Origin of the sequence: Pseudomonas sp. R5-89-07 (genome assembly GCF_003851685.1) — a bacterium.
In the GTDB taxonomy this organism is placed as follows: Bacteria; Pseudomonadota; Gammaproteobacteria; order Pseudomonadales; family Pseudomonadaceae; genus Aquipseudomonas.
The window spans coordinates 5,099,227-5,124,913 of record NZ_CP027727.1; the positions used below are offsets into that span (position 1 = coordinate 5,099,227).

The 25,687-nt window shown below is 57.6% G+C and carries 23 protein-coding genes, 1 other RNA gene and 1 pseudogene; 14 read left to right on the forward strand and 11 right to left on the reverse strand.

Going from position 1 to position 25,687, the window contains the following annotated elements; translation table 11 throughout:
* Positions 1–32: 32 nt before the first annotated feature.
* The 5 genes from carA to grpE form a co-directional block, all read right to left on the reverse strand.
* Positions 33–1,169 (reverse strand): glutamine-hydrolyzing carbamoyl-phosphate synthase small subunit, encoded by a 1,137-nt coding sequence (gene carA / locus C4J94_RS23290; protein WP_124388244.1) that lies wholly within the window; start codon positions 1,167–1,169, stop codon positions 33–35.
* A 259-nt stretch (positions 1,170–1,428) separates the two neighbouring features.
* A complete protein-coding gene (gene dapB, locus C4J94_RS23295) occupies positions 1,429–2,235 on the reverse strand; it encodes a 4-hydroxy-tetrahydrodipicolinate reductase (RefSeq protein WP_124388245.1) in 807 nt (268 codons plus the stop codon).
* Between the two features lie 10 nt (positions 2,236–2,245).
* Positions 2,246–3,370 carry a molecular chaperone DnaJ gene (gene dnaJ, locus C4J94_RS23300; RefSeq protein ID WP_124388246.1) on the reverse strand — a complete coding sequence of 375 codons (1,125 nt, stop codon included), beginning with the start codon at positions 3,368–3,370 and terminating at the stop codon, positions 2,246–2,248.
* A gap of 318 nt (positions 3,371–3,688) precedes the next feature.
* Entirely contained in the window at positions 3,689–5,605 is a 1,917-nt protein-coding gene (gene dnaK / locus C4J94_RS23305) for a molecular chaperone DnaK (protein WP_124388247.1), read from the reverse strand.
* 102 nt (positions 5,606–5,707) lie between these two features.
* Entirely contained in the window at positions 5,708–6,268 is a 561-nt protein-coding gene (gene grpE / locus C4J94_RS23310; RefSeq protein WP_124388248.1) for a nucleotide exchange factor GrpE, read from the reverse strand.
* Positions 6,269–6,522: 254 nt separating this feature from the next.
* Here grpE and recN point away from each other — a divergent pair, with 254 nt between their 5' ends.
* Positions 6,523–8,196: a DNA repair protein RecN gene (gene recN / locus C4J94_RS23315; RefSeq protein WP_124388249.1), complete on the forward strand. Its 1,674-nt coding sequence runs from the start codon at positions 6,523–6,525 to the stop codon at positions 8,194–8,196.
* An 86-nt stretch (positions 8,197–8,282) separates the two neighbouring features.
* On the opposite strand, the gene fur is transcribed toward recN, so the two are convergent.
* Positions 8,283–8,687, reverse strand: a complete 405-nt coding sequence (fur, locus tag C4J94_RS23320) for a ferric iron uptake transcriptional regulator (protein WP_003194220.1) — start codon at positions 8,685–8,687, stop codon at positions 8,283–8,285.
* 98 nt (positions 8,688–8,785) lie between these two features.
* Between fur and C4J94_RS23325 the strand changes: the two genes are divergently transcribed.
* On the forward strand, positions 8,786–9,313 hold the full coding sequence (locus tag C4J94_RS23325; protein WP_124388250.1) for an outer membrane protein assembly factor BamE: 528 nt from the start codon (positions 8,786–8,788) through the stop codon (positions 9,311–9,313).
* 55 nt (positions 9,314–9,368) lie between these two features.
* Here the strand turns inward: C4J94_RS23325 and C4J94_RS23330 are convergent, their stop codons facing one another.
* Together C4J94_RS23330 and C4J94_RS23335 are read right to left on the reverse strand one after the other, a co-directional pair.
* Positions 9,369–9,671, reverse strand: a complete 303-nt coding sequence (locus tag C4J94_RS23330; RefSeq protein ID WP_124388251.1) for an RnfH family protein — start codon at positions 9,669–9,671, stop codon at positions 9,369–9,371.
* Complete coding sequence (locus C4J94_RS23335; RefSeq protein WP_124388252.1) at positions 9,664–10,098, reverse strand: type II toxin-antitoxin system RatA family toxin; 435 nt, start codon at positions 10,096–10,098, stop codon at positions 9,664–9,666. Before C4J94_RS23335 ends, C4J94_RS23330 begins: the two co-directional genes overlap by 8 nt.
* Before the next feature lie 169 nt (positions 10,099–10,267).
* Between C4J94_RS23335 and smpB the strand changes: the two genes are divergently transcribed.
* A complete protein-coding gene (gene smpB / locus C4J94_RS23340) occupies positions 10,268–10,750 on the forward strand; it encodes an SsrA-binding protein SmpB (protein WP_003176160.1) in 483 nt (160 codons plus the stop codon).
* Positions 10,751–10,787: 37 nt separating this feature from the next.
* Here the strand turns inward: smpB and C4J94_RS23345 are convergent, their stop codons facing one another.
* Entirely contained in the window at positions 10,788–11,555 is a 768-nt protein-coding gene (locus tag C4J94_RS23345; RefSeq protein WP_124388253.1) for an FCD domain-containing protein, read from the reverse strand.
* Positions 11,556–11,805: 250 nt separating this feature from the next.
* Between C4J94_RS23345 and C4J94_RS23350 the strand changes: the two genes are divergently transcribed.
* The 7 genes and pseudogenes from C4J94_RS23350 to C4J94_RS23385 all read left to right on the forward strand — a co-directional run bounded on the left by C4J94_RS23350 (position 11,806) and on the right by C4J94_RS23385 (position 20,313).
* A complete protein-coding gene (locus tag C4J94_RS23350) occupies positions 11,806–13,500 on the forward strand; it encodes a lactate permease LctP family transporter (RefSeq protein WP_124388254.1) in 1,695 nt (564 codons plus the stop codon).
* Positions 13,501–13,570: 70 nt separating this feature from the next.
* A complete protein-coding gene (locus C4J94_RS23355; RefSeq protein ID WP_124388255.1) occupies positions 13,571–16,381 on the forward strand; it encodes an FAD-binding and (Fe-S)-binding domain-containing protein in 2,811 nt (936 codons plus the stop codon).
* A gap of 136 nt (positions 16,382–16,517) precedes the next feature.
* Entirely contained in the window at positions 16,518–16,796 is a 279-nt protein-coding gene (locus tag C4J94_RS23360; RefSeq protein WP_124388256.1) for a hypothetical protein, read from the forward strand.
* 94 nt (positions 16,797–16,890) lie between these two features.
* Positions 16,891–17,288, forward strand: a transfer-messenger RNA (tmRNA) gene (gene ssrA, locus C4J94_RS23365).
* A gap of 282 nt (positions 17,289–17,570) precedes the next feature.
* A pseudogene (locus C4J94_RS27930) lies at positions 17,571–17,701 on the forward strand (integrase); the annotation flags it as partial.
* 332 nt (positions 17,702–18,033) lie between these two features.
* Positions 18,034–18,417 carry a nucleotide pyrophosphohydrolase gene (locus C4J94_RS23380; protein ID WP_124388257.1) on the forward strand — a complete coding sequence of 128 codons (384 nt, stop codon included), beginning with the start codon at positions 18,034–18,036 and terminating at the stop codon, positions 18,415–18,417.
* Between the two features lie 24 nt (positions 18,418–18,441).
* Complete coding sequence (locus tag C4J94_RS23385; protein WP_124388258.1) at positions 18,442–20,313, forward strand: DUF2075 domain-containing protein; 1,872 nt, start codon at positions 18,442–18,444, stop codon at positions 20,311–20,313.
* 69 nt (positions 20,314–20,382) lie between these two features.
* On the opposite strand, the gene C4J94_RS23390 is transcribed toward C4J94_RS23385, so the two are convergent.
* Positions 20,383–21,186 carry an HNH endonuclease gene (locus C4J94_RS23390; protein WP_124388259.1) on the reverse strand — a complete coding sequence of 268 codons (804 nt, stop codon included), beginning with the start codon at positions 21,184–21,186 and terminating at the stop codon, positions 20,383–20,385.
* Positions 21,187–21,812: 626 nt separating this feature from the next.
* On the opposite strand from C4J94_RS23390, the gene C4J94_RS23395 reads away from it, so the two are divergent.
* Positions 21,813–22,073: a DUF6124 family protein gene (locus C4J94_RS23395; protein ID WP_124388260.1), complete on the forward strand. Its 261-nt coding sequence runs from the start codon at positions 21,813–21,815 to the stop codon at positions 22,071–22,073.
* A gap of 94 nt (positions 22,074–22,167) precedes the next feature.
* Here the strand turns inward: C4J94_RS23395 and C4J94_RS23400 are convergent, their stop codons facing one another.
* Positions 22,168–22,407: a hypothetical protein gene (locus tag C4J94_RS23400; RefSeq protein WP_124388261.1), complete on the reverse strand. Its 240-nt coding sequence runs from the start codon at positions 22,405–22,407 to the stop codon at positions 22,168–22,170.
* Positions 22,408–22,643: 236 nt separating this feature from the next.
* Between C4J94_RS23400 and moaA the strand changes: the two genes are divergently transcribed.
* The 3 genes from moaA (at position 22,644) to C4J94_RS23415 (ending at position 25,590) form a co-directional block, all read left to right on the forward strand.
* Entirely contained in the window at positions 22,644–23,624 is a 981-nt protein-coding gene (gene moaA, locus C4J94_RS23405; protein WP_372240906.1) for a GTP 3',8-cyclase MoaA, read from the forward strand.
* 37 nt (positions 23,625–23,661) lie between these two features.
* Positions 23,662–24,561 carry a bestrophin family protein gene (locus tag C4J94_RS23410; protein ID WP_124388263.1) on the forward strand — a complete coding sequence of 300 codons (900 nt, stop codon included), beginning with the start codon at positions 23,662–23,664 and terminating at the stop codon, positions 24,559–24,561.
* Between the two features lie 132 nt (positions 24,562–24,693).
* Positions 24,694–25,590 carry a LysR family transcriptional regulator gene (locus tag C4J94_RS23415; RefSeq protein ID WP_124388264.1) on the forward strand — a complete coding sequence of 299 codons (897 nt, stop codon included), beginning with the start codon at positions 24,694–24,696 and terminating at the stop codon, positions 25,588–25,590.
* The last annotated feature ends 97 nt before the right edge of the window (positions 25,591–25,687 follow it).

Sequence of the window (25,687 nt, forward strand, 5' to 3'; positions counted from 1 at the left end):
CCGAAGTCAGGGGCCGCCCGCACGCCGCTCAGTCAGCGTCGCTTGGCCATCTCATTGATGAAACGGTCGAACAGCGGCGCTACGTCGTTCGGGCCCGGGCTGGCTTCAGGGTGGCCCTGGAAGCTGAACGCGCTCTTGTCGGTGCGCTCGATACCCTGCAGGGAACCGTCGAACAGCGACTTGTGAATGGCGCGCACGTTAGCCGGCAAGGTCGCTTCGTCCACCGCAAAACCGTGGTTCTGGCTGGTGATCATCACAACACCGGTATCCAGATCCTGTACGGGATGGTTGGCACCATGATGGCCGTGGCCCATTTTCAGGGTTTTGGCGCCGGAGGCCAGGGCCAGCAACTGGTGGCCCAGGCAGATACCGAATACCGGAATCTCGGTTTCCAGCACTTCCTTGATCGCCTGGATGGCGTAGTCGCACGGCTCAGGGTCACCCGGGCCGTTGGACAGGAACACACCGTCCGGTTGCAGCGCGAGCACTTCGCTGGCCGGGGTCTGTGCAGGCACCACGGTGACGCGGCAGCCACGCTCGACCAGCATGCGCAGGATGTTGTATTTGACGCCGTAGTCGTAGGCCACTACATGGTAGGGCAGCTCGGCAGCGTCGATGGTCGCGTGACTGTCGGTCTTCAAGTCCCAGACAGTGGAGCGCCACTCGTACTTCTCTTTGACGCTGACGACTTTCGCCAGGTCCATGCCCTTCAGGCCAGGGAAACCTTGGGCTGCGGCAATCGCCGCCTCTTCGGAAATATTGTCACCGACCATGATGCAGCCGTTCTGCGAGCCCTTTTCACGCAGGATGCGCGTGAGGCGACGCGTATCGATACCGGCGATCGCCACAACATTGTTGGCTTTCAGGTAATCGGACAGCGACATCGTGTTACGCCAGTTGCTCGCAACCAGAGGCAGGTCGCGAATCACCAGACCGGCCGACCAGACACGATCAGACTCGACGTCTTCCGGCGTGGTGCCGGTGTTGCCGATGTGCGGATAGGTCAGGGTAACGATCTGTTGGGCGTAGGAAGGATCGGTAAGGATTTCCTGATAGCCGGTCATGGCAGTGTTAAACACTACCTCTCCAACGGTTTGACCGTCGGCTCCAATGGCTTCGCCGCGAAAAATGCTGCCATCAGCAAGGGCGAGTATGGCTGGCTTAGTCAAGAAGACCTCCCGTAAATAAAGCCTGAAAGGGCGATCGCAGGTTGTAAAAAAGCGGAGTGACGTATGGACACGTCACCCCGCTTCTTCACTGAATTATTCTGCGCGCTTTTAGTGGACACACTAAAGCTGTAGCTTACAGAAAAAGGCTTTTTTGGTCCACCGCTAATGAGCCTTAAAGGCAGGAGAATGCGACAGGGCGTCGCCTAGCGGGTAAAAACGGGGCCTAAGCATAAGCTTGAGGCCCTGTTTAAGCTACTGATTAGTGCAGATCAAGCACATCACGCATGTCATAGAGGCCCGCCTCGCGACCTTCCAGCCAGAGCGCGGCACGTACCGCCCCCTTGGCAAACGTCATGCGACTGGACGCCTTGTGTGTGATTTCCAGGCGCTCGCCCTCGGTGGCGAACAACACGGTGTGGTCACCCACCACATCGCCACCGCGCACGGTTGCAAAACCAATGGTGTCACGTGCACGCGCACCGGTATGGCCTTCGCGGCCGTACACCGCCACTTTTGACAAGTCGCGACCCAGCGCATCGGCAATCGCCTCGCCCATGCGCAGCGCTGTACCCGACGGTGCGTCGATCTTGTGGCGGTGATGGGTTTCGATGATCTCGATATCGGCCTCATCTCCCAGCACGCGCGCCGCCAGATCAAGCAGCTTGAGCGACAGGTTCACACCGACGCTGAAGTTGGCGGCGAAGACGATCGGAATATCCTTGCCCGCCTCCACCAGCAGTTGCTTCTGCTCAAGCGTCAAACCCGTAGTACCGATCACCATCGCCTTGCCGGCCTTACGGCAGAACGCGAGGTTTTTCAGCATCACCTCAGGCAGCGTGAAATCGATCAACACGTCGAACTCGTCCGCCACCTGCTCCAGGTTGCCGGACAACGAAACGCCGATACGACCCAGCGAGGCCAGCTCACCGGCATCGGCACCAATCAACGTACTGCCCGGGCGAACGATCGCCGCGGTCAGCCCTGACGCCGGCGAGCGCAGTTGCACCGCTTCGACCAGCGTCTTGCCCATGCGCCCGGCAGCGCCCATTACGGCTATACGTCGCATACTCAATTCCTTACAGGTCGCCGAAGAAGCGCTTCACACCATCGAAAAAGCCCGTGGTTTTTGGTGAGTGAGAGTCATCACCCGCCAACGAACTGCGAAACTCTTCCAGCAACTCACGCTGACGGCGGTTCAGATTGACAGGCGTTTCCACCGCCACACGACACATCAGGTCGCCAGCACCACCGCCGCGCACCGGCGCAACGCCCTTGCCGCGGATGCGGAACTGCTTGCCGGTCTGCGTGCCCTCAGGGATCTTGAGCTTGACCCGACCATCGAGGGTCGGAATCTCGAGCTCGCCGCCTAGCGCCGCATCGACAAAGCTGATCGGCACTTCACAGAACAGGTGCTTGCCATCGCGCTGGAAGATCGAGTGCTCGCGCACATTGATGACCACGTACAGGTCGCCTGTAGGCCCGCCCTGCGTACCCGCCTCACCCTCACCCGACAGACGGATGCGATCGCCGGTGTCCACACCCGCCGGCACTTTCACCGACAGCGTCTTGTACTCTTCGACACGACCTTCGCCATGACAGGAGTCGCACGGATCGGAAATGATCTTGCCCTGGCCATGGCAGCGCGGGCAGGTTTGCTGCACCGAGAAGAAGCCCTGCTGCATACGAACCTGACCGATACCGCCGCAGGTAGGGCAGGTGATGGGCGAAGAGCCTTTCTTTGCACCCGAGCCGTCGCACGGCTTGCAGTTGACCAGCGTCGGTACGCGGATGTTGACGCTGGTGCCGCGCACGGCTTCCTCCAGGTTCAACTCCAGGGTGTAACGCAAGTCGCTGCCACGCTGGGCGCCGCCACGCTGGCCACCACGGCCACCGCCAAAGAAATCACTGAACACATCGCCGAAGATATCGGAGAAGTTCTGGCCACCAAAACCGGCACCGCCGCCGCCCATGCTTGGGTCGACACCGGCATGCCCATACTGGTCGTAGGCTGCACGCTTGTTGGGGTCAGACAGACATTCGTAGGCCTCATTGGCCTCTTTGAACATTTCTTCGGATTCTTTGCTATCCGGATTACGGTCCGGGTGGTGCTTCATCGCCAGGCGACGGTAAGCCTTTTTCAGGTCCGCCTCGCTGGAGCCACGCTCCACACCCAATACTTCGTAATAGTCACGCTTTGCCATAAGTCTTTGCACTCTTAAGGACGTTCAGCCAGACCCTCCTGAGCCTCGCCAAACTCGTTGAGCCCCTATGCAGGCCCGGACCCAACTCACGTCGATTCAACGATCCTGGTCATTACTGCTTTTTAGCCGGTCACCCGTCTAAAAATGCGGTATTTACTGCTCGGAAAGCAGGAGCATTCCCGATCACACCGCCAGCATCCGAACGCTGTCGCATACTGTAAAAATTCGCATACCCCAGACACGCCAACGCGGGAGCAAGCTCCCGCGCGGCGACATCCTACCAGTCACCGCTTGTGAGCGGTCAACCGGGCGACCAAGTTACTTCTGGTCTTTGACTTCTTCGAACTCGGCATCGACAACATCGTCATGCTTGGCTTCAGGCTCTGCTTGTTGCGCAGCACCTTCGGCCGGCTGGCCTTGCTCGGCGTACATTTTCTGAGCCACTGGCGCGGAAACCTTCGACAGCTCCTCAACCTTGGCTTCGATAGCAGCCTTGTCGTCGCCTTTGATAGCTGCTTCCAGAGCAACCACGGCGGCTTCGATTGCAGCCTTCTCTTCGGCAGTCACTTTGTCGCCAGCGTCAGCGACCATTTTGCGCGTCGAGTGAACCAGCGCGTCACCCTGGTTACGGGCGCCAGCCAGCTCAGCGAACTTGGCATCCGCATCAGCGTTGGCTTCAGCATCACGAATCATCTGTTGAATTTCTTCATCAGACAGACCGGAGTTGGCCTTGATGGTGATCTTTTGCTCTTTGCCGGTAGCCTTGTCCTTCGCACCCACGTGCAAGATGCCGTTGGCGTCGATGTCGAAGGTCACTTCGATCTGCGGCACGCCACGTGGTGCTGGTGGAATCTCAGCCAGGTCAAACTTGCCCAGGGACTTGTTCTGCGCAGCTTGCTTACGCTCGCCTTGCAGCACGTGAATGGTCACGGCGCCCTGGTTGTCATCGGCAGTCGAGAACACCTGGGATTTCTTGGTAGGAATCGTGGTGTTTTTCTCGATCAGCGCGGTCATCACGCCACCCATGGTTTCGATACCCAGGGTCAGCGGGCTGACGTCCAGCAGCAGCACGTCTTTCACGTCACCGGCCAATACCGCACCCTGGATGGCAGCACCCATGGCAACCGCTTCGTCCGGGTTCACGTCTTTACGTGCTTCTTTACCGAAGAACTCGGTTACTTTCTGCTGTACCAGCGGCATACGGGTCTGGCCACCGACCAGGATCACGTCGTTGATCGAGCCAACGTCGATACCGGCGTCTTTCAACGCAATGCGGCAAGGTTCGATGGTGCGCTGAACCAGGTCTTCAACCAGTGCTTCCAACTTGGCGCGAGAAATCTTCACGTTCAAGTGCTTAGGACCGGTAGCGTCCGCAGTGATGTACGGCAGGTTCACGTCAGTGGACATGCTCGACGACAGCTCGATCTTGGCTTTTTCAGCAGCTTCTTTCAGGCGCTGCATCGCCAGCGGGTCACCCTTGAGGTTCATGCCGCTTTCTTTCTTGAATTCGTCAACGAGGTAGTCGATCAGACGGATGTCGAAGTCTTCACCACCCAGGAAAGTGTCGCCGTTGGTGGCCAATACTTCGAACTGATGCTCGCCGTCTACTTCAGCAATTTCGATGACCGAAACGTCGAAAGTACCACCGCCCAAGTCATAAACGATCACGGTGTGGTCGCCTTTGGCCTTGTCCATACCGTAAGCCAGGGCAGCTGCGGTCGGCTCGTTGATGATACGTTTTACGTCCAGGCCCGCAATGCGGCCGGCGTCTTTGGTCGCCTGGCGCTGGCTGTCGTTGAAGTAGGCCGGAACGGTGATCACTGCTTCGGTCACAGTCTCGCCGAGGTAGTCTTCGGCGGTCTTCTTCATTTTCTTCAGGACTTCAGCCGAAATCTGTGGCGCAGACATCTTGTTGCCATTTACTTCAACCCAGGCGTCACCGTTGTCAGCCTTGGCGATTTTGTAAGGCACCATCTTGATGTCTTTCTGTACGACTTCTTCGTCGAATTTACGACCGATCAGACGTTTTACCGCGTACAGGGTGTTGTGCGGGTTGGTCACAGCCTGGCGCTTGGCCGACTGACCGACCAGGATCTCGCCGTCGTTGGCGTAAGCGATGATCGACGGCGTGGTACGCGCGCCTTCAGCGTTTTCAATAACTTTGGCCTTGCCGTTTTCCATGACCGAGACGCACGAGTTGGTGGTCCCCAGGTCGATACCGATAATTTTGCCCATGATTCACTCTCCCGAAACTTGAATTTGGTTGCCGCAGCAGTTGTGGCTAACTGCGGTAGCACTTAAACGCTTGACTTATAAATGGGGGCCTTGCGGCGGATTTCAAGCCTGCTCATCAATAGAAGGCGAAACGGGTGCAGGAGCCTTGCTCACCACCACCATCGCCGGGCGCAACAGGCGGCCGTTAAGCAGATAGCCCTTTTGGAACACCTTCAATACGCTGTTAGGCTCAAGGTCGTGGCTTTCCTGCATCGCCATGGCCTGATGGTGCTCGGCGTTGAACGGCTCACCGCCTTGCGGATCGATAGCTTCCAGCTGATAGCGCTTCAGGGTGTCCTGGAACATTTTCAGGGTCAGCTCGATCCCCTCGCGCATTGGGCGGATGTTTTCGTCATCCGGATTGGACAACTCAAGGCCACGCTCCAGGCTGTCGACAATCGGCAGCAGGTCATTGGCGAATTTTTCCAACGCGAATTTGTGAGCCTTTTCTACGTCCTGCTCGGCACGGCGGCGGACGTTCTGCAGATCAGCGGCAACACGCAACGACTGATCCTGCGCTGCGGCCAGTTGCTCTTCGAGCACTTGCACACGAGTCCCCAGTTCATCGCCGGCAGCCGAATTGGCGTCTGGCGTTTGCGTATCCTGCGTCTGTTCGTCAGCCATAGATTTCTCCTTTCAAAATCATGCGCGAACTCAACTCGCGCTTCTGTTCCGGTATATGGGGCCACAATTTTCAGGTTCAAGGGCGCAGGCGTTACCAAAAGTCTTTCGTGCACCGCGGAGCATTTCCCGCGCCGTCATTGCGCATTGCGCTAAAAAAAACCTAAAACCAAGCAAATCGAGCTAAGCGACAGGATTGTCAGCCCAGAACAAAACACTGTATAAATAACCAGACCTAAAGCCTGGGAGCGACCTTCATGCTCGTGCACCTGTCCGTACACAACTACGCCATCGTTGAACACCTGGATCTCGAACTGGATCGCGGCATGAGCGTAATCACAGGTGAGACCGGCGCCGGCAAGTCAATCATGCTCGACGCCCTCGGCCTTACCCTCGGAGACCGCGCCGACAGCGGCGTGGTGCGCCCGGGCGCCGACAAGGCCGATATCCTGGCCACCTTCGATCTGGCGGACATTCCCGAAGCCGAAACCTGGCTCGCCGAGCGCGACCTCAACAATGAGGGGCCGTGCATTCTGCGCCGGGTGATCACCGCCGAAGGACGCTCACGTGGCTATATCAACGGCACGCCCTGTCCCCTCGGCGACCTGAAAGCCCTGGGCGAATTGCTGATCGATATCCACAGCCAGCATGAACACCAATCCCTGCTTAAAACCGACACTCATCGCCGCTTGCTCGACGAGTACGCCGGCGCCACCGACCTTGCACGCCAGGTTCAACTGGCTGCCCAGCGCTGGCGCCAGACCCGCCAGGAACTGGAGCGCCTTTCCAACTCCGGCGACGAGCAACGCGCTCGCCATCAATTGCTCAGCTATCAACTCGAAGAGCTTGAAAGCCTGGGCCTGGGCGAGAACGAACTGGAGCAGCTTGAGCAGGAACACAAGAACCTGACCAACGCCGAGACGCTGCTGGGTATCTGTCGCCAGGTGGTCGAGCAATGCAGCGAAAGTGATTCGGGCAATGTGCTTAACGCACTGACGGCGAGCCTCAATCGCCTGTCCAGCGTGAATAACGCATCCGGCTCGCTGACTGAAGCCACTACTTTGTTGACCAGCGCGCAGATCCAGGTAGAGGAAGCGGTCGGTGAGCTGAACCGCTTTCTCGATCATTTCGATGCCGACCCGGCACGCCTGCAGGAAATAGAAGAGCGCCTGGACACCATCTACACCCTGGCGCGCAAGCATCGGATCCAGCCCACTGAAGTGGCGGCGATGCAGCAAAAATTGCTGGACGAAATCGAGACACTGAACGCGAACGACGAGTCCATTGAACGCCTCGGCGAAGAACTCGCCTCCTTCGCGCGCCATTACCAGGAAAAGGCACGCGAGCTGAGCGACCTCCGCCAGCAGGCCGCTACCCGCCTGGCCGGCGCGGTGGAGCAGGAAATCCAGCGCCTGGGCATGCCCGGTGGCCGCTTCACCATCCAGTTAAACGCCAACACCAGCAATGAGCTGCAACCCCATGGACTGGAACAGGTGGAGCTCCTGGTCAGTGCCAACCCGGGGCAGCCGCTCAAAGCCCTGGCAAAAGTCGCTTCCGGCGGCGAGCTTTCACGGATCAGCCTGGCAATCCAGGTCATCACCGCGCAAACCTCGCGCGTACCGACGCTGGTGTTCGATGAAGTGGACGTTGGCATTGGCGGGCCGACAGCGGAGATTGTTGGCCAATTGTTGCGACGCCTGGGGGATCGTGGCCAGGTGCTTACGGTGACCCACCTACCGCAAGTGGCAGCCCAGGGGCATCAGCATTTGTTCGTGCACAAGGTGCGAGGCAGCGACGCGACGCGCACGGCGGTTTCCAAGCTGAACAAGTCCGAGCGCGTGGAAGAAGTGGCGCGAATGCTCGGCGGTATTGATTTGACCAAGGAATCTCTGGCTCACGCGAAGAAAATGGTCGTCGCCGCGAAGGCTTGAGGCGAGCATTTTGCTTCTTATATAAAGCACGAAGGCGACCCTAGGGTCGCCTTCAATCGTTTCACAGAGCGAATCTGCGTCGATTTTTACTTTTTCTTACGGATGTACAGCACCAGATTATGGTCGACCAAATCGAAGCCATGCTCCTCAGCGATCTTATGCTGCAGCGCTTCGATCTCAGGGCTGGTGAACTCAATAACCTCATTGGTATCCAGATCAACCATATGGTCGTGGTGCCCGCCATCGGCCAATTCAAACACTGCATGACCGCCGTCGAAATTATGACGAACCACCAGTCCTGCGGCTTCAAACTGGGTCAGGACACGGTAAACCGTGGCCAGGCCAACGTCTTCATTAGACTCCATCAGCGCCTTGTAAACATCCTCGGCACTCATGTGGCGCTGCTCGGCAGAATCGAGCATTTGTAGAATCTTGACTCGGGGCAGAGTCACTTTGAGACCGGCTTTGCGTAGTTCGCTATTTTCAACCATGGTTAGCTTTCTCGCGGATGCTGCTTCGCAGCTTCTCTTAATACGGGTATGATCGGCGTTTACGTTGTCCCAGCCAAGATAGTGGAAGTCGCCCACCGATGCAAAACACCAAGCTCTTGCTAACCAGTTTCACCTTTGTGGGACTGCTCGCACTCGCCGGTTGTTCATTCCCCGGGGTTTACAAAATCGACATCCAGCAGGGCAATGTCGTCACGCAGGATATGATAGACCAGTTACGCCCGGGAATGACCCGACGGCAAGTACGGTTTATCATGGGCAATCCCCTGCTGACCGACACTTTCCATGCCGATCGCTGGGATTATCTCTACAGCATCCAGCCTGGCGGCGGTGAGCGCCAGCAGGAGCGCGTCAGTGTCATCTTCAATGGCAATGACCAGCTTGTCAGCCTGTCCGGCGACTTCATGCCTGGCGTAAGCCGCGATGAAGCCCTGTTGGGCAAGGACAGCGGCACCAGCGTGACCGCCCCTGCACAGCAAGCCGAGAAGCCGAAATCCGAGGTGCCGGCCAAGCCAGGCTCCTTGCTGGACCAGATCCAGAAAGACGTCGATGGCGTGGAAACCGTGCCAGTCCCGACGCCACAGCCTCTGGACACCAGCCCGCAGTAACAAGGCTACACCCAACAAAAAGCCCGGCATGCCGGGCTTTTTGCTGTCTGGTGGTTTAGGAGTTTTGCTGCCGGGCCTTCGCCGCTTTGGCCGCACGCTGCCTGCGCACTTCCTTGGGGTCTGCCAGCAACGGCCGGTAGATTTCGATTCGGTCACCCGGCTGCACAACACGCACATGGGCGTTCGCAACGACTTTACCGAAGATCCCCAATGGGCATTCAGCCAGCACCAACTGGGGAAATTGCTCAGCGATCCCCGACATTCGCACCGCCGCCATCAGGCTCGTGCCCACCGGAACCGCCACCCCTAGCAAAACCTGGCGATCAACGGCGGCATGCACCACCTCAATCTCAACCATGCAGCTGCTTGGCTCGCTCACAGAACGCATCCACCAGCGTATTCGCCGCCTGATTGAACAAAGGTCCCAACGTCGCCCGTATAATAGGGCCCGCATAATCGAAAGACAGATCCAGGCTGATCTTGCAGGCCTTGTCCGTCAGCGCCTTGAATACCCATACGCCATGCAACTGGGTAAACGGCCCTTCCTGCAGATTCATCTCGATGGATTTCCCAGGTACCAGCACATTTCGCGTAACAAAGTGCTGGCTAAGCCCACCCTTGGCTACGCCGACACTGGCGACCATGTGCTCGTCACCGCTCTCCAAAACCTCGGCAGTGGAGCACCACGGCAGGAATTCCGGGTAACGCGCCACGTCGTTGACCAGGTCATAGAGCGCCTGCGCGGGATAGGGCAGCAGGGCCGAACGTTGAATATGCGTCGTCATGTGAGCGTTATTTCCACAGCTGAGCGGGCAAACATCGCGAAAGAACAGCCAGATCCGCGAGAGAAAAAAACCAAAGAACTGCCCGTATTGTCCGGGATTCGTCCAACACGCTCAAGCACGCAGGTTGACCGTAGCCGACACGCTCGCAACTCCCTATAATGCCGCCCCTATGGCTAAACAAAAGAAACACCCCACAGGGACCATCGCGCAAAATAAAAAAGCGCGACACGATTACTTCATCGAACATCGGTTCGAGGCTGGTCTGGTCCTGGCCGGCTGGGAAGTAAAGAGTCTGCGTGCCAGCAAGCTGCAGCTGGTCGACAGCTATGTGCTGCTCAAGGATGGCGAGGCTTGGCTGCTTGGCAGTCATATCACCCCGCTGACCACCGCGAGCACTCATGTAATTGCCGACCCGGTGCGCACGCGCAAGCTGTTGCTCAATGCCCGCGAGCTGGAAAAACTCGCTGCGGCAGTGCAACAGAAAGGCTACGCCTGCATCTGCTTGTCCTGGTACTGGAGCAAGCACCTGGTCAAGTGCGAAATCGCACTGGGCAAGGGCAAGAAGGAATACGACAAACGCGATACCGAACGCGAGCGCGACTCCAATCGCGAATTGCATCGCGCGGTGCGCAACAAGGGCAAGGAAGAATAACCTTGTGACAATGTAGCTTCGGGCAACTCGCCCGAGGCTACAGGCCCTTGCGTCGCTCCGCCCGGGCTACGCGCTGAACCTCCTGACGAACCTCCTCCAGCACTTCCTGCACATACAGCAGGTGACGTGTTGAAATCTCCCGCGCCTGCTCGGCCCGCCCTTCAATAATTGCCAGGTACAGATCTCGATGCTGACTGATCAGCATGTCGCGGGTCTCGGTGCGCTGCTGATACATGCCGCCAATGTTGGTCACCACGTTACGCTTGAGCAGATCAAACAGCCCGCGAATAGTATGCAGCAACACGGCGTTATGACTGGCCTCAGCAATGGCCAGGTGAAACCTCGCATCGGCGGCGCCCTCCTCCACTCGACTCACCTCATCGACCCGCGCGTAACAATCCTGCAGCGCCTCGAAAGCTGCCGTCAGCCGCTCGCGGTCAACTTCCGTTGCGCGTAACGCCGCGTAATAAGCACAGGACGCTTCAAGCGTCTGGCGAAACTCCAGCAGGTCCCGCTGCGCTTCAGGATTGTTTTCCAGCAAATGCAGCAGAGGGTCGCTAAAGGTCGACCCGAGCGATTCCACGACATAATTGCCGCCGCCCTGCCGACTGACCAACAACCCCTTGGCCGCAAGCTTCTGGATCGCTTCGCGCAACGAAGGACGCGACACGCCAAATTGTTCAGCCAAAGCGCGCTCGGCCGGCAAACGCTCGCCCGACTTCAACGTGCCCTCAAGGATCATGCCCTCAAGCTGCTCGACAATATCGTCAGACAAACGGCGCTGACGCACCTGATCAAACCCCATAACCCACTCTCCGCCATCCCGACCACTCGCCGGGGCCTCTATTCTGGCCTATCGCCGCGCTCGCGGCACCTATCAGAACGCCCTCGATTCAGCCGATCAGAGCAATCAACGCCCTGGGTACGACCAAAGTTTTGCGGGCGGCAAATTGACACACCCCCACCAAGCCTCTTAACCTAGCCCACAGCGACTGTAAATTGGTATTACCAATTAACCAAGCCATACAAACAACAACAATCAGGGGCCACCCCATATGCAAACCTGGCAACAGCTCTACAACCCTCTGGGCAGTCTCGGTCTATCCGCGCTAGCAGCCGTTATTCCCATCGTATTTTTCTTCCTGGCCCTGGCGGTGTTCCGCCTCAAGGGGCACGTGGCCGGCAGCATCACCCTCGCGCTGTCGATCCTGGTCGCCATTTTCGCCTTCCAGATGCCGGTAGACATGGCCCTGGCCGCCGCAGGCTACGGCTTTGCCTATGGCTTGTGGCCGATTGCGTGGATCATCGTGGCCGCGGTATTTCTGTACAAATTGACCGTCAAGAGCGGTCAGTTCGAGATCATCCGCAGCTCGGTCCTGTCGATTACCGACGACCAACGCCTGCAGGTACTGCTGATCGGCTTCTGCTTCGGCGCCTTCCTCGAAGGTGCGGCCGGTTTCGGCGCGCCCGTGGCCATCACCGCCGCGCTGCTGGTCGGCCTGGGTTTCAACCCACTCTATGCCGCCGGCCTGTGCCTGATTGCCAACACCGCGCCAGTCGCCTTTGGTGCGCTGGGCATCCCGATCATCGTTGCAGGCCAAGTCACCGGTATCGACGCCTTCAAGATCGGCGCCATGACCGGCCGCCAACTGCCGCTGCTGTCGCTGTTCGTGCCCTTTTGGCTGGTGTTCATGATGGACGGTTTGCGCGGCGTTCGCGAAACCTGGCCCGCAGCCTTGGTGGCGGGCTTGAGCTTCGCCGTCACCCAGTACTTCACCTCCAACTTCATCGGCCCGGAACTGCCAGACATCACTTCGGCACTGGCCAGCCTGATCGCCCTGACCTTGTTCCTGAAAGTCTGGCAACCCAAGCGCACCGCCGGCGCGCAGATTGCCGGTGCCACCTTGAGCACTGCGGTTACCGCCAGCGCCGGCGGCTTCGGCTTGCCACGCAGCACCCTTGTTTCGCCGTACAGCCTGGGGCAGATTTTCAAGGCATGGTCACCCTTCCTGATCCTCACCGTGCTGGTCACCCTCTGGACCCTCAAACCCTTCAAGGCCATGTTTGCCGCGGGCGGCTCGATGTACAGCTGGGTGTTCAACTTTGCAATCCCGCACCTGGACCAACTGGTGATCAAAGTCGCACCGATCGTCACCAACCCCACCGCCATCCCGGCCGTATTCAAGCTGGATCCGATCTCAGCAACCGGCACCGCGATCTTCTTCTCCGCGCTGATCTCGATGATCGTCCTGAAGATAGACCTAAAAACTGGTCTTACCACTTTAAAAGAAACCTTCTATGAGCTGCGCTGGCCGATCCTGTCCATCGGTATGGTGTTGGCCTTCGCCTTTGTCACCAACTACTCGGGCATGTCGTCCACCATGGCCCTGGTCCTGGCCGGCACTGGCGCTGCCTTCCCGTTCTTCTCGCCTTTCCTCGGCTGGCTTGGGGTTTTCCTGACAGGCTCGGACACTTCGTCCAATGCCCTGTTCAGCTCGTTGCAAGCCACCACCGCACACCAGATCGGCGTCAACGACACCTTGCTGGTCGCAGCAAATACCAGCGGTGGCGTGACCGGCAAGATGATCTCGCCGCAATCCATCGCCGTGGCCTGTGCGGCGACCGGCCTGGTGGGCAAAGAATCCGACCTGTTCCGCTTCACCCTCAAGCACAGCCTGTTTTTTGCCACCCTCGTCGGGCTGATCACCTTGGCGCAGGCGTATTGGTTCACCGGTATGCTGGTGCACTGAGACGCGCACGTAATAGGGTAAGAATCGACGCCGGACAACCATGCCGGCGTCAGCTATTTCTGGAGGACCGATGAGCCTGCCTGCTGGATTCCTGAGCGACGTCACACAACTGATTCCGAAAGATCGTCGTTTTGACGATGCACTTTCCACCCTCGCCTTCGGCACCGATGCCAGCTTTTACCGATTGATCCCACAGTTGGTGATTCGGGTTGAGTCTGAAGACGAGGTCGTCACGCTGCTGCAACTGGCCCAGCGCGATCACGTCCCCGTAACCTTCCGCGCGGCGGGCACCAGCTTGTCCGGCCAGGCCATCAGCGACTCGGTGCTGATCGTGCTGGGAGACCAATGGAATGGCCGCGAAATACGCGGGCAAGGCACGCAGATCCGTCTGCAACCCGGCGTCATCGGCGCCCAGGCCAACGCCTGGCTTGCGCCATTCGGGCGCAAGATCGGGCCGGACCCGGCGTCGATCAATGCGTGCAAAATCGGCGGCATCGTCGCTAACAACGCCAGTGGCATGTGCTGCGGTACGGCACAAAATACCTACCACACCCTGGCCGGCATGCGCCTGGTGCTGGCCGACGGCAGCCGCCTGGACACCGAAGACTCCGCCAGCGTCCAAGCCTTCCGCCAGTCTCATGGCGCGCTGCTTGATCGCCTGGCAGCACTGGGCCGCGAGACGCGGGCAAACACCGAACTGGCCGCAAAGATCCGCCACAAATACCGTCTGAAAAATACCACAGGCCTGTCGCTCAATGCCCTGGTGGATTTTGATGACCCGCTGGATATCCTCAGCCATTTGCTGGTGGGCTCCGAGGGCACGCTGGGTTTTATCAGCGCGGTGACCTACGACACAGTGGTCGACCACCCGAACAAAGCCTCGGCGCTGATCGTGTTCCCGGACGTCGAGACCTGCTGCAATGCAGTAACCGTGCTGAAAACCCAACCGGTCTCGGCGGTCGAGTTGCTGGACCGGCGCAGCCTGCGCTCGGTACAGAACAAGCCGGGCATGCCAGATTTCGTACAGCATCTATCGGAAAATGCCTGCGCGCTGCTGATCGAATCCCGCGCTGCCTCGCCGTCATTACTTCATGAGCAACGGGAACTGATCATGGCCTCCCTGGCCTCGTTCCCCGTGGAGAAACAAGTCGACTTCACCGAAGACCCGCAGGAAAACGCTCGGCTCTGGGCGATCCGCAAAGACACCTTCCCCGCCGTGGGCGCCGTACGCAAAACCGGCACGACCGTGATCATCGAGGACGTCACCTTCCCGGTCGAGCAACTGGCGATTGGCGTTAACCGCCTGATCGAACTGTTCGACAAACATCACTACGACGAAGCCATCCTTTTCGGACACGCCCTGGAAGGCAATCTGCACTTCGTATTCACCCAGGGCTTCAACAGCAGCGCCGAGGTCGCACGCTATCAGGCGTTCATGGACGACGTTGCACAGTTGGTGGCGGTTGAGTTTGGCGGCTCACTGAAAGCCGAACACGGCACTGGTCGCAATATGGCGCCCTTTGTCGAGCTGGAATGGGGCAGTGATGCCTATCAACTGATGTGGCAGCTCAAGCGCCTGCTGGACCCCAACGGCATCCTCAACCCGGACGTAGTGCTCAGCCATGACCCGCAGATTCACCTCAAGCACCTCAAGCCCCTGCCCGCCGCCGATGAGCTTGTGGATAAGTGCATTGAATGCGGGTTCTGCGAACCGGTGTGCCCGTCCAAGGGACTGACCCTGAGCCCGCGCCAACGCATCGTGATCTGGCGCGACATCCAGGCTAAAAAACGCGATGGCATCGACACCACCGAACTGGAAGCGGCCTACCACTACCAGGGCATCGACACCTGCGCCGCAACCGGGCTGTGCGCCCAACGCTGCCCCGTAGGCATCAATACCGGCGACCTGGTGAAAAAACTGCGCAGCCGCGACGCCAACCGTACGAAAACCGCCGAATGGCTCGCCACCCATTTCGCCACGGCGTTGCAAGGTGCGCGCTTTACCCTGCATGTTGCCAATGGCGCCCGCATGCTGCTGGGGGCGCCGCGCCTGGCGAAGTTATCGGCCAGCTTGACCAGCCTGTCCAAGGGGCAGATTCCGCAATGGACCAACGCCATGCCGCAACCGGAAAAAGCCATTCGCTTCAGCCCGGCCGTCAACGACGAGCGACCACGGGTGGTCTACCTGGCGGCCTGCGTCTCACGTGCCATGGGCCCGGCGGCGGGTGATAAAGAGCAAATGTCGCTGTACGACAAAACCCGCAGCCTGCTGGAAAAAGCCGGTTACCAAGTCGTGTTTCCCGACCATCAGGACAGCCTGTGCTGCGGCCAACCCTTCGCCTCCAAAGGCTATGCCGAACAGGCCGAACACAAGCGCCAGGAACTGATCGGCGCCCTGCTCCACGCCAGCCGTGGCGGCCTCGACCCGATCTATTGCGACACCAGCCCGTGCACCCTGCGCCTGGTGCAAGACCTGGGCGAGACACGCCTGGACCTCTACGACCCGGTACGCTTTATCCGCACCCACCTTATGGACCGCCTCGACTTCACCCCGCAGGAAGCGCCCATCGCCGTGCACGTCACCTGCAGCACCCAACACCTGGGTGAAAGCCAGGCGTTGATCGACCTCGCCCGACGCTGCGCCAAAACCGTCGTCATCCCCGAAGGCATTCACTGCTGCGGCTTTGCCGGCGACAAAGGCTTCACCACGCCGGAACTCAACGCCCACTCACTGCGCACCCTCAAGGACGCGGTGCAGCATTGCAGCGAAGGCATCTCCACCAGCCGCACCTGCGAAATCGGCCTGAGCCAGCACGGCGGCATTGATTACCACGGGCTGGTGTACCTCGTGGACCGCGTCACCCAGGCCCGCGCCCATTAACCTTGCAAAAAAACCGAACCCTTGCGCGCCGGCGTAGTCATCTGCATAAGCCTCGACCAACGAGGCTCATCCGTGATGTCGCTGGCAAGCCCGCAACGCCAGCAGCGTCGAGCCCTATTGCGCAAGGAGATACCCGATGAAGCGTTCCGCTCTTGCTGGCTTGTTCGTTACCGCTGCGATGCTGGCATCCCCCGCTTTTGCGGCCAATGACAAAGACCTGTGCCAGATCAACCTGGACAAAATCAACAACGGAAAAGCGCTGCTCGCCACCGACACCAGCGGCAAAAGCGGCGAAATCGACACCGCCGTCTCCCAAGCGAAAGCAGCCAGTGCCGCCGGTGACCACAAGAAGTGCATCGAAATCACCTCCAAGGCCCTGCAAGACCTGCAGAACAGCGACAAAGGCGGTCAGTAAGCGATAGGGCCGACCTTCGGGTTGGCCTTCCGCGAAGGTTTGGCGTACACTACACAGGCTTGTCACTCACTAAGAAACAACGAGTTACAAGCACGGGGCCGTTTAGGATTCGACGCCGGTCGCGAAACTTTAGGTGCATGCCGAGTTGGTAACAGAACTCGTAAATCCACTGTTGCAACTTCTTATAGTTGCCAATGACGAAAACTACGGCCAGGAATTGTCTTTCGCTGCGTAAGCAGCCTTAGATCCTGAGCTTCTGGTACCTTCGGGTCCAGCAATCACCAGGGGATGTCTGTAAACCCAAAGTGATTGTCATATAGAACAGAATCGCCGTGCAGTACGTTGTGGACGAAGCGGCTAAAACTTACACAACTCGCCCAAAGCACCCTGCCCTTCGGGTCGCTGAGGGTTAACTTAATAGAAACGGCTACGCATGTAGTACCGACAGCGGAGTACTGGCGGACGGGGGTTCAAATCCCCCCGGCTCCACCAAATAATCATCTAAAGACGTCCACGGACGTCTTTTTTTGTGCCTGGAATCCAGTAAATACGGGGCTTCCAGCGCTTTTGCGGTCTTCTGATATTTTTTAAATTCCAGCCATTCGGATATTCCAAACGGTATTCCAGGCCATCCGTTGCTGATCTTTGGAATACCAAATCAGAGCCTGAGGACAATCTCATGCCTGCTCAAAAACTCCGCCTCTCCGATCGACGGCTCAAAGGAGTCAAACCCCCGTCCAAGGATTACGTCCTCACCGACGGTGACGGTTTGCAGCGCAGATCAACGGCGGCCAATGTTGCGTGGCAGACAGGAGCCTTGATCGTGAAGCTCAAAGGCAAATCAGCTATGAGCTGGGGCACGACCGGATCGAGTAGTCGCTGCCTACATTGGTGGACGGACATGAGCAAGCCATTTGATATGGAGTTGTTCTTGGCTGGCGTACTGACTGGCTCACACGCAACGCAGCAACGTCACTCTGAACAACGACCAATGTCCGTCATTTTTTCATAAGCCTCTCGTCTTACAAACCTTAGAGCCGGCGGATTTCAACCCACTGGGCACCTCTAGAAGCTCCCGCCTTTCTGCGCTTGTAGCCCCCACTGCAAGCAATTCTTACCAGCAGATAACATGTAAGAAAAATACAAAAAATTCTGCGAGAGCAGAAAAACTCTTACAATCCAGTATCGGATTTCCTACACATTTTTTGCCCCCACTGATACACAAGAGATAGCCCCCGTGAGTGACTCAGACAGCTCATCCGTGCCACTGGTTGACGTAGTGAAGCTTGCCGCATCTCTTCAGCGTTTCGCAGATGATCGCGACTGGCATCAGTTCCACTCCCCAAAAAATCTCATCTTGGCGCTCACTGGCGAGGTAGGAGAGCTGTGCGAGATTTTCCAATGGATGAGCGATGCCGATTCGCTCTCCGTAGCTAAAGATCCCGAAATCGGCCTAGCCGTAAAAGACGAACTGGCGGACGTACTGATGTACCTGGTTCGCCTGAGCAGCGTGCTCGGCATCGACCTCAACGAGGCGGTGACACGGAAACTCGCCTCGAACGGCCAGAAGTACCCCGTGGATAAAGCCAAAAGCAGCAGCAAAAAGTACGACCGACTCTGAACAACTCGAATCTAAGGACAGCCAGTGATCGTCTACGCTGCGACCAAACAGCAATTTCTTAAAGACAACGATAACGATGACATTGAGGAGGTGATCCTCAGGCATTTCAAGGAAGCCACCGGCAAGACCGTTGGCAGGTCGGAAATCAGGTCGTGGCAAGGATCTCTAACGTATATGGCCAAGGTCCTTAGGGATGAAGGCCTGCCGAGCGACGCGGGCCTGGCCATTGAGCTGCACATTCCGCAGTCGTCGAAGCGAATCGATTTTCTGCTCACCGGTCGCGACGAAAATCAGGCAAAAAAAGCCGTCTTGATCGAATTGAAGCAATGGAGCAAGGCCAGCGCCACTACCAAGGATGCCATCGTCAAAACGGCATTGGGTGGCGGCCTCGTTGAGACCATTCACCCGTCCTATCAAGTATGGTCATACGCCGCGCTGCTGGAGGGCTTCAACGAGGCGGTGTATGACAAAAGCATCGAGATCCGTCCGTGTGCCTACCTTCATAACTACGTCAGCGACGGCATCATCGACTCAGCTCACTACGAGCCCCACATCAGCAAAGCCCCACTGTTCCTGAAAGGGCCGGATGAGCTCACCAAACTCAGAAGCTTCCTGAAAAAGCATATTGCTCACGGCGACAATAAAGAGGTTCTCTACGAACTGTCCGATGGGAAAATCCGTCCGTCCAAAGCGCTAGCCGAAGCCCTCGAAGGGCTGATGACAGGCAAGCCAGAGTTCGTATTGATTGACGATCAAAAAGCAATTTTTGAATCAGCGCTTGCGGCAGCAAGCGAAGCCTCGGACCAGGCGCCAAAGGTGCTGATCATTGAGGGGGGGCCGGGCACCGGGAAAACCGTTCTGGCTATCAATTTACTGGTGAGGCTCACAGAATTGAGGCTGTTAAGCAAATATGTCTCGAAGAATGCCGCCCCACGCAAGGTCTACGAAAGCAAACTGGTTGGCACCATCAAACGCAGCCATTTCTCGAATTTTTTTTCAGGCTCTGGGGCGTTCATCGACACTGAGCCCAACACATTCGATGCGCTTATCGTGGACGAAGCTCACCGGCTGAATGAGAAAAGCGGGCTTTATGGGAACCTTGGAGAAAACCAGATCAAGGAGCTGATTGAATCAGCGAAATGCTCAATTTTCTTCATCGATGAAGACCAGCGTGTGACCCTGAGCGACATAGGCAGCAAGCAGGCAATACGCGCCTTTGCCAAAGCCAAGGGTGCTGTGGTCGAGGAATATGTGCTGTCTTCACAGTTTCGCTGCAGTGGTTCTGACGGTTACATGGCATGGCTGGATGACATGCTTGGCATTCGCTCGACAGCAAATCCGACGCTCAACACCTCGGAGTACGAGTTCAAGGTATTCGACTCACCTCAGGCGCTGCATGACGCCATTGACGAGAAAAACCATGGAAACAAGGCTCGTGTGGTCGCGGGCTATTGCTGGCCTTGGCTCAGCAAGAAAGACTCCAAGGCCAATGACATCGTTATCGGCAATGACTACGCACGCCAATGGAATCTGGATCAGGATGGCAGCTTGTGGATCATCGCTGAGAATTCCATTGAACAGGTCGGTTGTATCCACACCTGCCAAGGGCTGGAAGTTGATTATATTGGAGTGATCATCGGACCAGATCTGGTCGTGCGTGATGGGCAGGTGGTAACGTCGCCGCATGAGCGAGATAAGAACGACAAATCGATTCGTGGCTGGAAGAAGTTGATGAAGGAGCAACCTGCTCTGGCGCAGCAAGATACAGACCTGATCATCAAAAACACGTATCGAACATTGATGACTCGTGGGATGAAAGGCTGCTACCTATACTGTACTGATCAGGAGACCGCGCAATACTTTGAGAGCCGACTTGCCAGGCACAGTAACGGCTAGCCCGCCGGTAGGATGTAACTATCCAGGGTTCAGCCTCACAACAGAACGTAGGTTGAGCACAGTAGAAAACTAAGGCTCGATTACCCATCGCACGCGCAGCATTCCTTTCAGCTCATCAACGCTCAGGGTCATATGCCGCTTGCGATGGACTACCGCGTGACAGTTCGCGCACAACGTAACGAGGTCAGTCTCAGGATTCACGGCTTTCTCACCACCAAAGTCCGAAATCGGCACTATATGGTGAACGTGAATGAACCCCTTCGCGTGCTCGCCGTATGCCTGTTCGAAATCAAAGCCACATGCCTTGCAGTCAAGGCCGTGGATAGCCATGGCCTTCACCCTCAGATCTTTCCGGCGCTCGTAGCGGGTTCCAAAGTAACTTAATTTGCTGCCTTCGTTGGCCGATTCAAAGGTCAATAGATCGCCTTCGAAATTTGGTGCGACCTGGTCAGCCTGGGAAGACAGGAGCTTCGCATGACTTAGGATTGCATCGTAATCCAGTTGGGAAATAGACCGAACCCCGTCACGCCAATAGTTGTTCACTCGAGTAGCGGGGATCGTCTCTAGGTACACTCCGTTAATTTTCGAGGGGATAGCGCCTTCAAACGGAGTGAAGTTTTCGATCAAAGCAAAAAGGTCACCCTTATCACTCCTCCGGTCTGCGTAGACCTTGCCGATGCGTGCCCTACCAAAATAATGCGGATCGGCGCTGAGGCGGACAGAAGCAAAGGTTTTGTCCTTGATGCGTCCTTTGTAATAGATCACTTCGGTTCCTTCAGCAAGCCAGGCTTGGTACCGCTTGGGGAAGTGATAGACAGCACCGGTTTCGTCTTGCCATTGCGATGTGTCGTTTTCAACTATGACTGCGGGCATTCCATTTCCTCTAGACTGATGGCAAAAGCCTACCAAAAATGAGGAAGTTTCTTACAAGATATTTGAGATTTACATCCTTTCTTAACGTCAGCTCCGCTCTCGCGAACTCATACCACCGATCGTAGTGAGTATCGCCCGGTAGAGCGGTATTCCAATTGGTATTCCAGCAAAAATTTAAGATTATTATTCTTTATATATTAATAAGATAAGAAAGCTTTTCAGCTTTCCCCCGGCCCACCAATTTGATGCATCGACAAAACCCGCCTTGTACGGGGCTTGTTGTTTCTAGGGGTTTAAAAGCCCAACTGACAGACCTTCAGAATTTTCCCACGAGAAGTAACGCCCTCAATGAACTCCCCCTTCACCCCCCACCCCGCTAATCTCCTCCAGTCGCTGCAAAATCAGCGACCGGGTTTAGCAGCTCGGTTAATATCAAGGCCTGCAAAGCCACCTTCCTTTCAAGCGATGCTTTCAGCATCCGCTGGATTGCGTTATGGCGGCTGTGCGTGGGGCATCTTCGGGTGCGCCGGGTTCCTTGATTCCTGGTCTGCTAACCCGCGTACAGTCGCCACCCTTTTCGTTTAGCAGCGATGTCTGGCGACTCCATCAATCAAGGAGTTTCAGTCATGAAAAAAATCACCCCCAATCCCCCAACAACCCTCTTCACCCTCGCCCCAGACATCCCCGCCGAAACCCTCCTTATCCAAGCCAGTGAAACCCTCGCCTCGCTGAACGCCATGACCACCGATCTGGCCTTTGAACTGGAAGGCTCGCACCGCCAAAAGCTGCTGGGTGCTCAGCAACTGATCGTGCTGGGTGAGTTACTGCTGGAGCGGATGCTGGACACTCAGGTATTCACTACACAATCACTTGGCGCAAATCCATAAAGACATCCCTGTCAGTTGAGCGACCAATCCATACCTATGGCGAGCAAATTCCCTCGCCACAGGTACGCTATTGAACCCTAACCGACCAAGCCTCTCATCGAAGCGGAGACTTGACCCACCGCTCCGCCGCCTCCTGCGCCCCTTCAACCGCCTGCTCATAACTCTGCCAAAGGTCGCCTTCCACGTACGCCGGCCGGGCTTCCTCGCCTGGCAAGGTCAACCGGGCACCCACAGGAATATCAAGCCCTGGGCTCCAGCTGAAGCCAATCATCACGGTGACACCGCTTTGCGTCACGTATTTAACGGGATGGTCTCTATCAATACGTTCTGACATCTCTCTCTCCTTGATCCGACGCTATCGAGGGCCTGTCTGGTTTGGAGCCTGTAAAACCTCAGAGCGTTCCATGCTTAAAAAGCTGAATAAAACCGTCAGTTGACCGCTCATAGACCCCATCGATCAACCGGTTGCTAAGAGTGATTAGACGCTCGCAGAGAACACCTCTAGCCTGAAGCGCCTGGGTATATAACCCAACGTCGCCGCCGAGGTTTTTAGTGACCGATCAAATCCTGATGGACAGCTTTTCGCGCCGGGTCGACTACCTCAGGATGTCCGTAACCGACCGTTGCGATTTCCGTTGTGTGTATTGCATGGCCGAAGACATGGAGTTCCTGCCGCGCCAGCAGATCCTGTCGCTGGAAGAGCTGTATCACTTGGCGCAAAGTTTCGTCGCGCTGGGCACGCGCAAGATCCGCTTGACCGGCGGTGAGCCCTTGGTTCGTCAGGGCGTGGTGGAGCTGTGCCAGCGCATCGCCGCGCTCCCCGGTCTGCGCGAGTTGTGCATGACCACCAACGGTTCGCAACTGGGCAAACTCGCGGTACCGCTGTTCGATGCCGGGCTCAAGCGCCTGAACATCAGCCTCGACAGCCTGGACCCCAAGCGTTTTCGGGAACTGACGCGCACCGGTGACCTGGCCAAGGTCATCGCCGGTATCGATGCCGCGAATGCCGCGGGCTTTCAGCGCACCAAGCTCAATTGCGTGGTGATGAAAGGTCGCAACGACCACGAGATCAACGACCTCGTGGCCTTCGCCATCGACCGTGGCCTGGATTTGTCCTTTATCGAAGAGATGCCGTTGGGCGTCATCAGCGAACACAGCCGTGCCGAGGCGTTCTATTCCAGTGCGCAAGTGCGCGAGCGTATCGCCGAACGCTACACGCTGATCGACTCGGCAGAGTCGACCCAGGGGCCTTCGCGCTATTGGCGCCTGGCCGAAGCGCCGCATATTCGCCTGGGCTTTATTTCACCCCACAGCCACAACTTCTGCGGCACTTGCAATCGCGTGCGCCTCACCGTTGAAGGCCGGCTCTTGCTGTGCCTGGGCAATGAGCATTCAGTTGATCTCAAGCAGGTGCTGCGGCGTTATCCGGGCGAACCGGAACGGCTGGAGCAGGCGATTGTCGAGTCGATGAAACTCAAACCGTATCGGCACACCTTCGCGCTCAATGACGACGTGCAGGTAGTGCGCTTCATGAACATGACGGGCGGCTGACCGACCCGGTTCCATCCCATTGCAGAAGGCTACCCTCATGATCGTCAGAGCCAAACCCAACCTGATCGGTGTATTGACTTCGCTCAAGGGCTCCGTGGCCCGGCGCATCGCACTGCGCAGCCTGCTGGTGACACTGCTGGCCTCGGTGATCGTGCTGGTGGAAACCCTTCATCCAGCCTATTTCTCCAAGGTCAACGCCACGCCGTTCACGCTACTGGGCTTGTCGCTTTCGATCTTCATGAGTTTTCGCAACAACGCCTGCTATGACCGCTGGTACGAAGGGCGCAAAGCGCTCGGCGCGATGGTGATGGATATACGCGCAATGATCCGGGAAACCCAGGTAATCCAGGACGCTCGCCAGCGCAGCGAGATCTTGCGCAACCTGTGCGGATTCGCCCATGCCTTGAACGCCAGGCTGCGCCATGAAGACGAGCCCGACGCGGCAGCGCCCTGGATCGACAGGCTGGCGTCGGCCAATGCTCCAAATATCCCGGAAAGCATTGTCGGCCGCGTGACTCAACAGTGTTCGGCACTGGTGGAATCCGGCGCCTTGAGCGAATGGCGTTATCAACTCATGGCCGGGCACCTGAGCAACCTGACTCGCACGCAAACCATCTGCGAGCGCATCAAAAGCACCCCGCTGCCCTTCCCCTACACCCTCCTGTTGCACCGCACCAGCTACATGTTCTGCATCTTGTTGCCCTTCGCCATGGCCGAACCGCTGGGTTGGCTGACGCCGGTATTTACCGCCATCGTGAGCTACACATTTTTTGGCCTGGACGCGATTGGCGACGAGCTGGAAGACCCCTTCGGCTACGACGAGAACGATCTGCCGAGCAACGCCATCGTGCGTACGATCGAACGCGAAGTGCTGCACGCCAACGGCGCGACAGAACTGCCGCCGGTCCTTGAACCCGTCGACTGTGTATTGAATTGAAGCCGTACACCCAACGCATTTGACGTTACGCTCCTGTCTTTCTCCAGCAGGCCGCCATCAATCGATTGCCATGAGGCTAAAGCGCCTAAACAATGGCTGTCTAATCGTGACGGCTGACTGGCAGGTGCCTTGATGGACATAAAGCAACTCAAATTCCTGATCGCGCTGGAGCAAACCCGCCACTTCGGCCAGGCTGCCGCACGCTGCCATATCACCCAGCCGACCCTGTCGATGCGCCTGCGCAATCTGGAGGATGAGCTGGGCCTGGAGCTGGTCACTCGGGGCCAGCGGTTCGAAGGCTTTACCGAGGCCGGTGAACGCGTGCTGGCCTGGGCCAGAACCCTGCTTGCCGCCCATGACGGGCTGTTCGCCGAAGCGGCGGCGTGCCGCGGCCAGTTGGTGGGTAACTTGCGCCTGGGCCTGGTGCCGCTCAGCGGTTTCAACCCGATCAGCTATATCCAGGGCCTGTCCCATACCTTCCCGGAACTCAAGTTCAGCCTGACGTCCATGAGTTCGGACAAGATCATCGAAGCGCTGGGCACCAATCAACTGGACTTGGGTGTGTGTTACCTGGACCACCTAAACCCCAACTACCTGGATTTTTTCGAACTGGGCCAGACCCGTGTCGGCCTACTGTACGACACACGCCACTTCCACTTCGAAGGCGGCGAAATGAGCTGGGAAGACGCCGCCGCATTGCCCCTGGGGATGATCAGCACAGGCATGCACTATCGAAAATCCATTGACCTGAGCTTTCGCAGCCGCGGCCTCGATCCCCAGCCTATTCTTGAAAGCGACTCAACCTACCAGCTGTTCCAGGCGATCCATGAAGGCTTTTGCTGCGCAATCATGCCGTTGGACAGCGCCCTGGAGAGCCCGATTGAAAACCTGGCGTTTATCCAACTGCCGGACGCCAGCGTGCTCGCGCCACTGGGCATGGTGATGCGCAAGACCGAACCACGCTCGGCCATCGCGGAGAAGTGTTTCGCGCACGCCAGGGAGTTGTTTGCCGCCAAGGGCACGGTTTAGCCCGACCGCACAAAAACCCCACACTCGTTCACGAATCGTTAAGAAACCCATCCCTATACTGGCGGGCAGCCATGGTCGCTCCCCCGAGCGGTCCCCT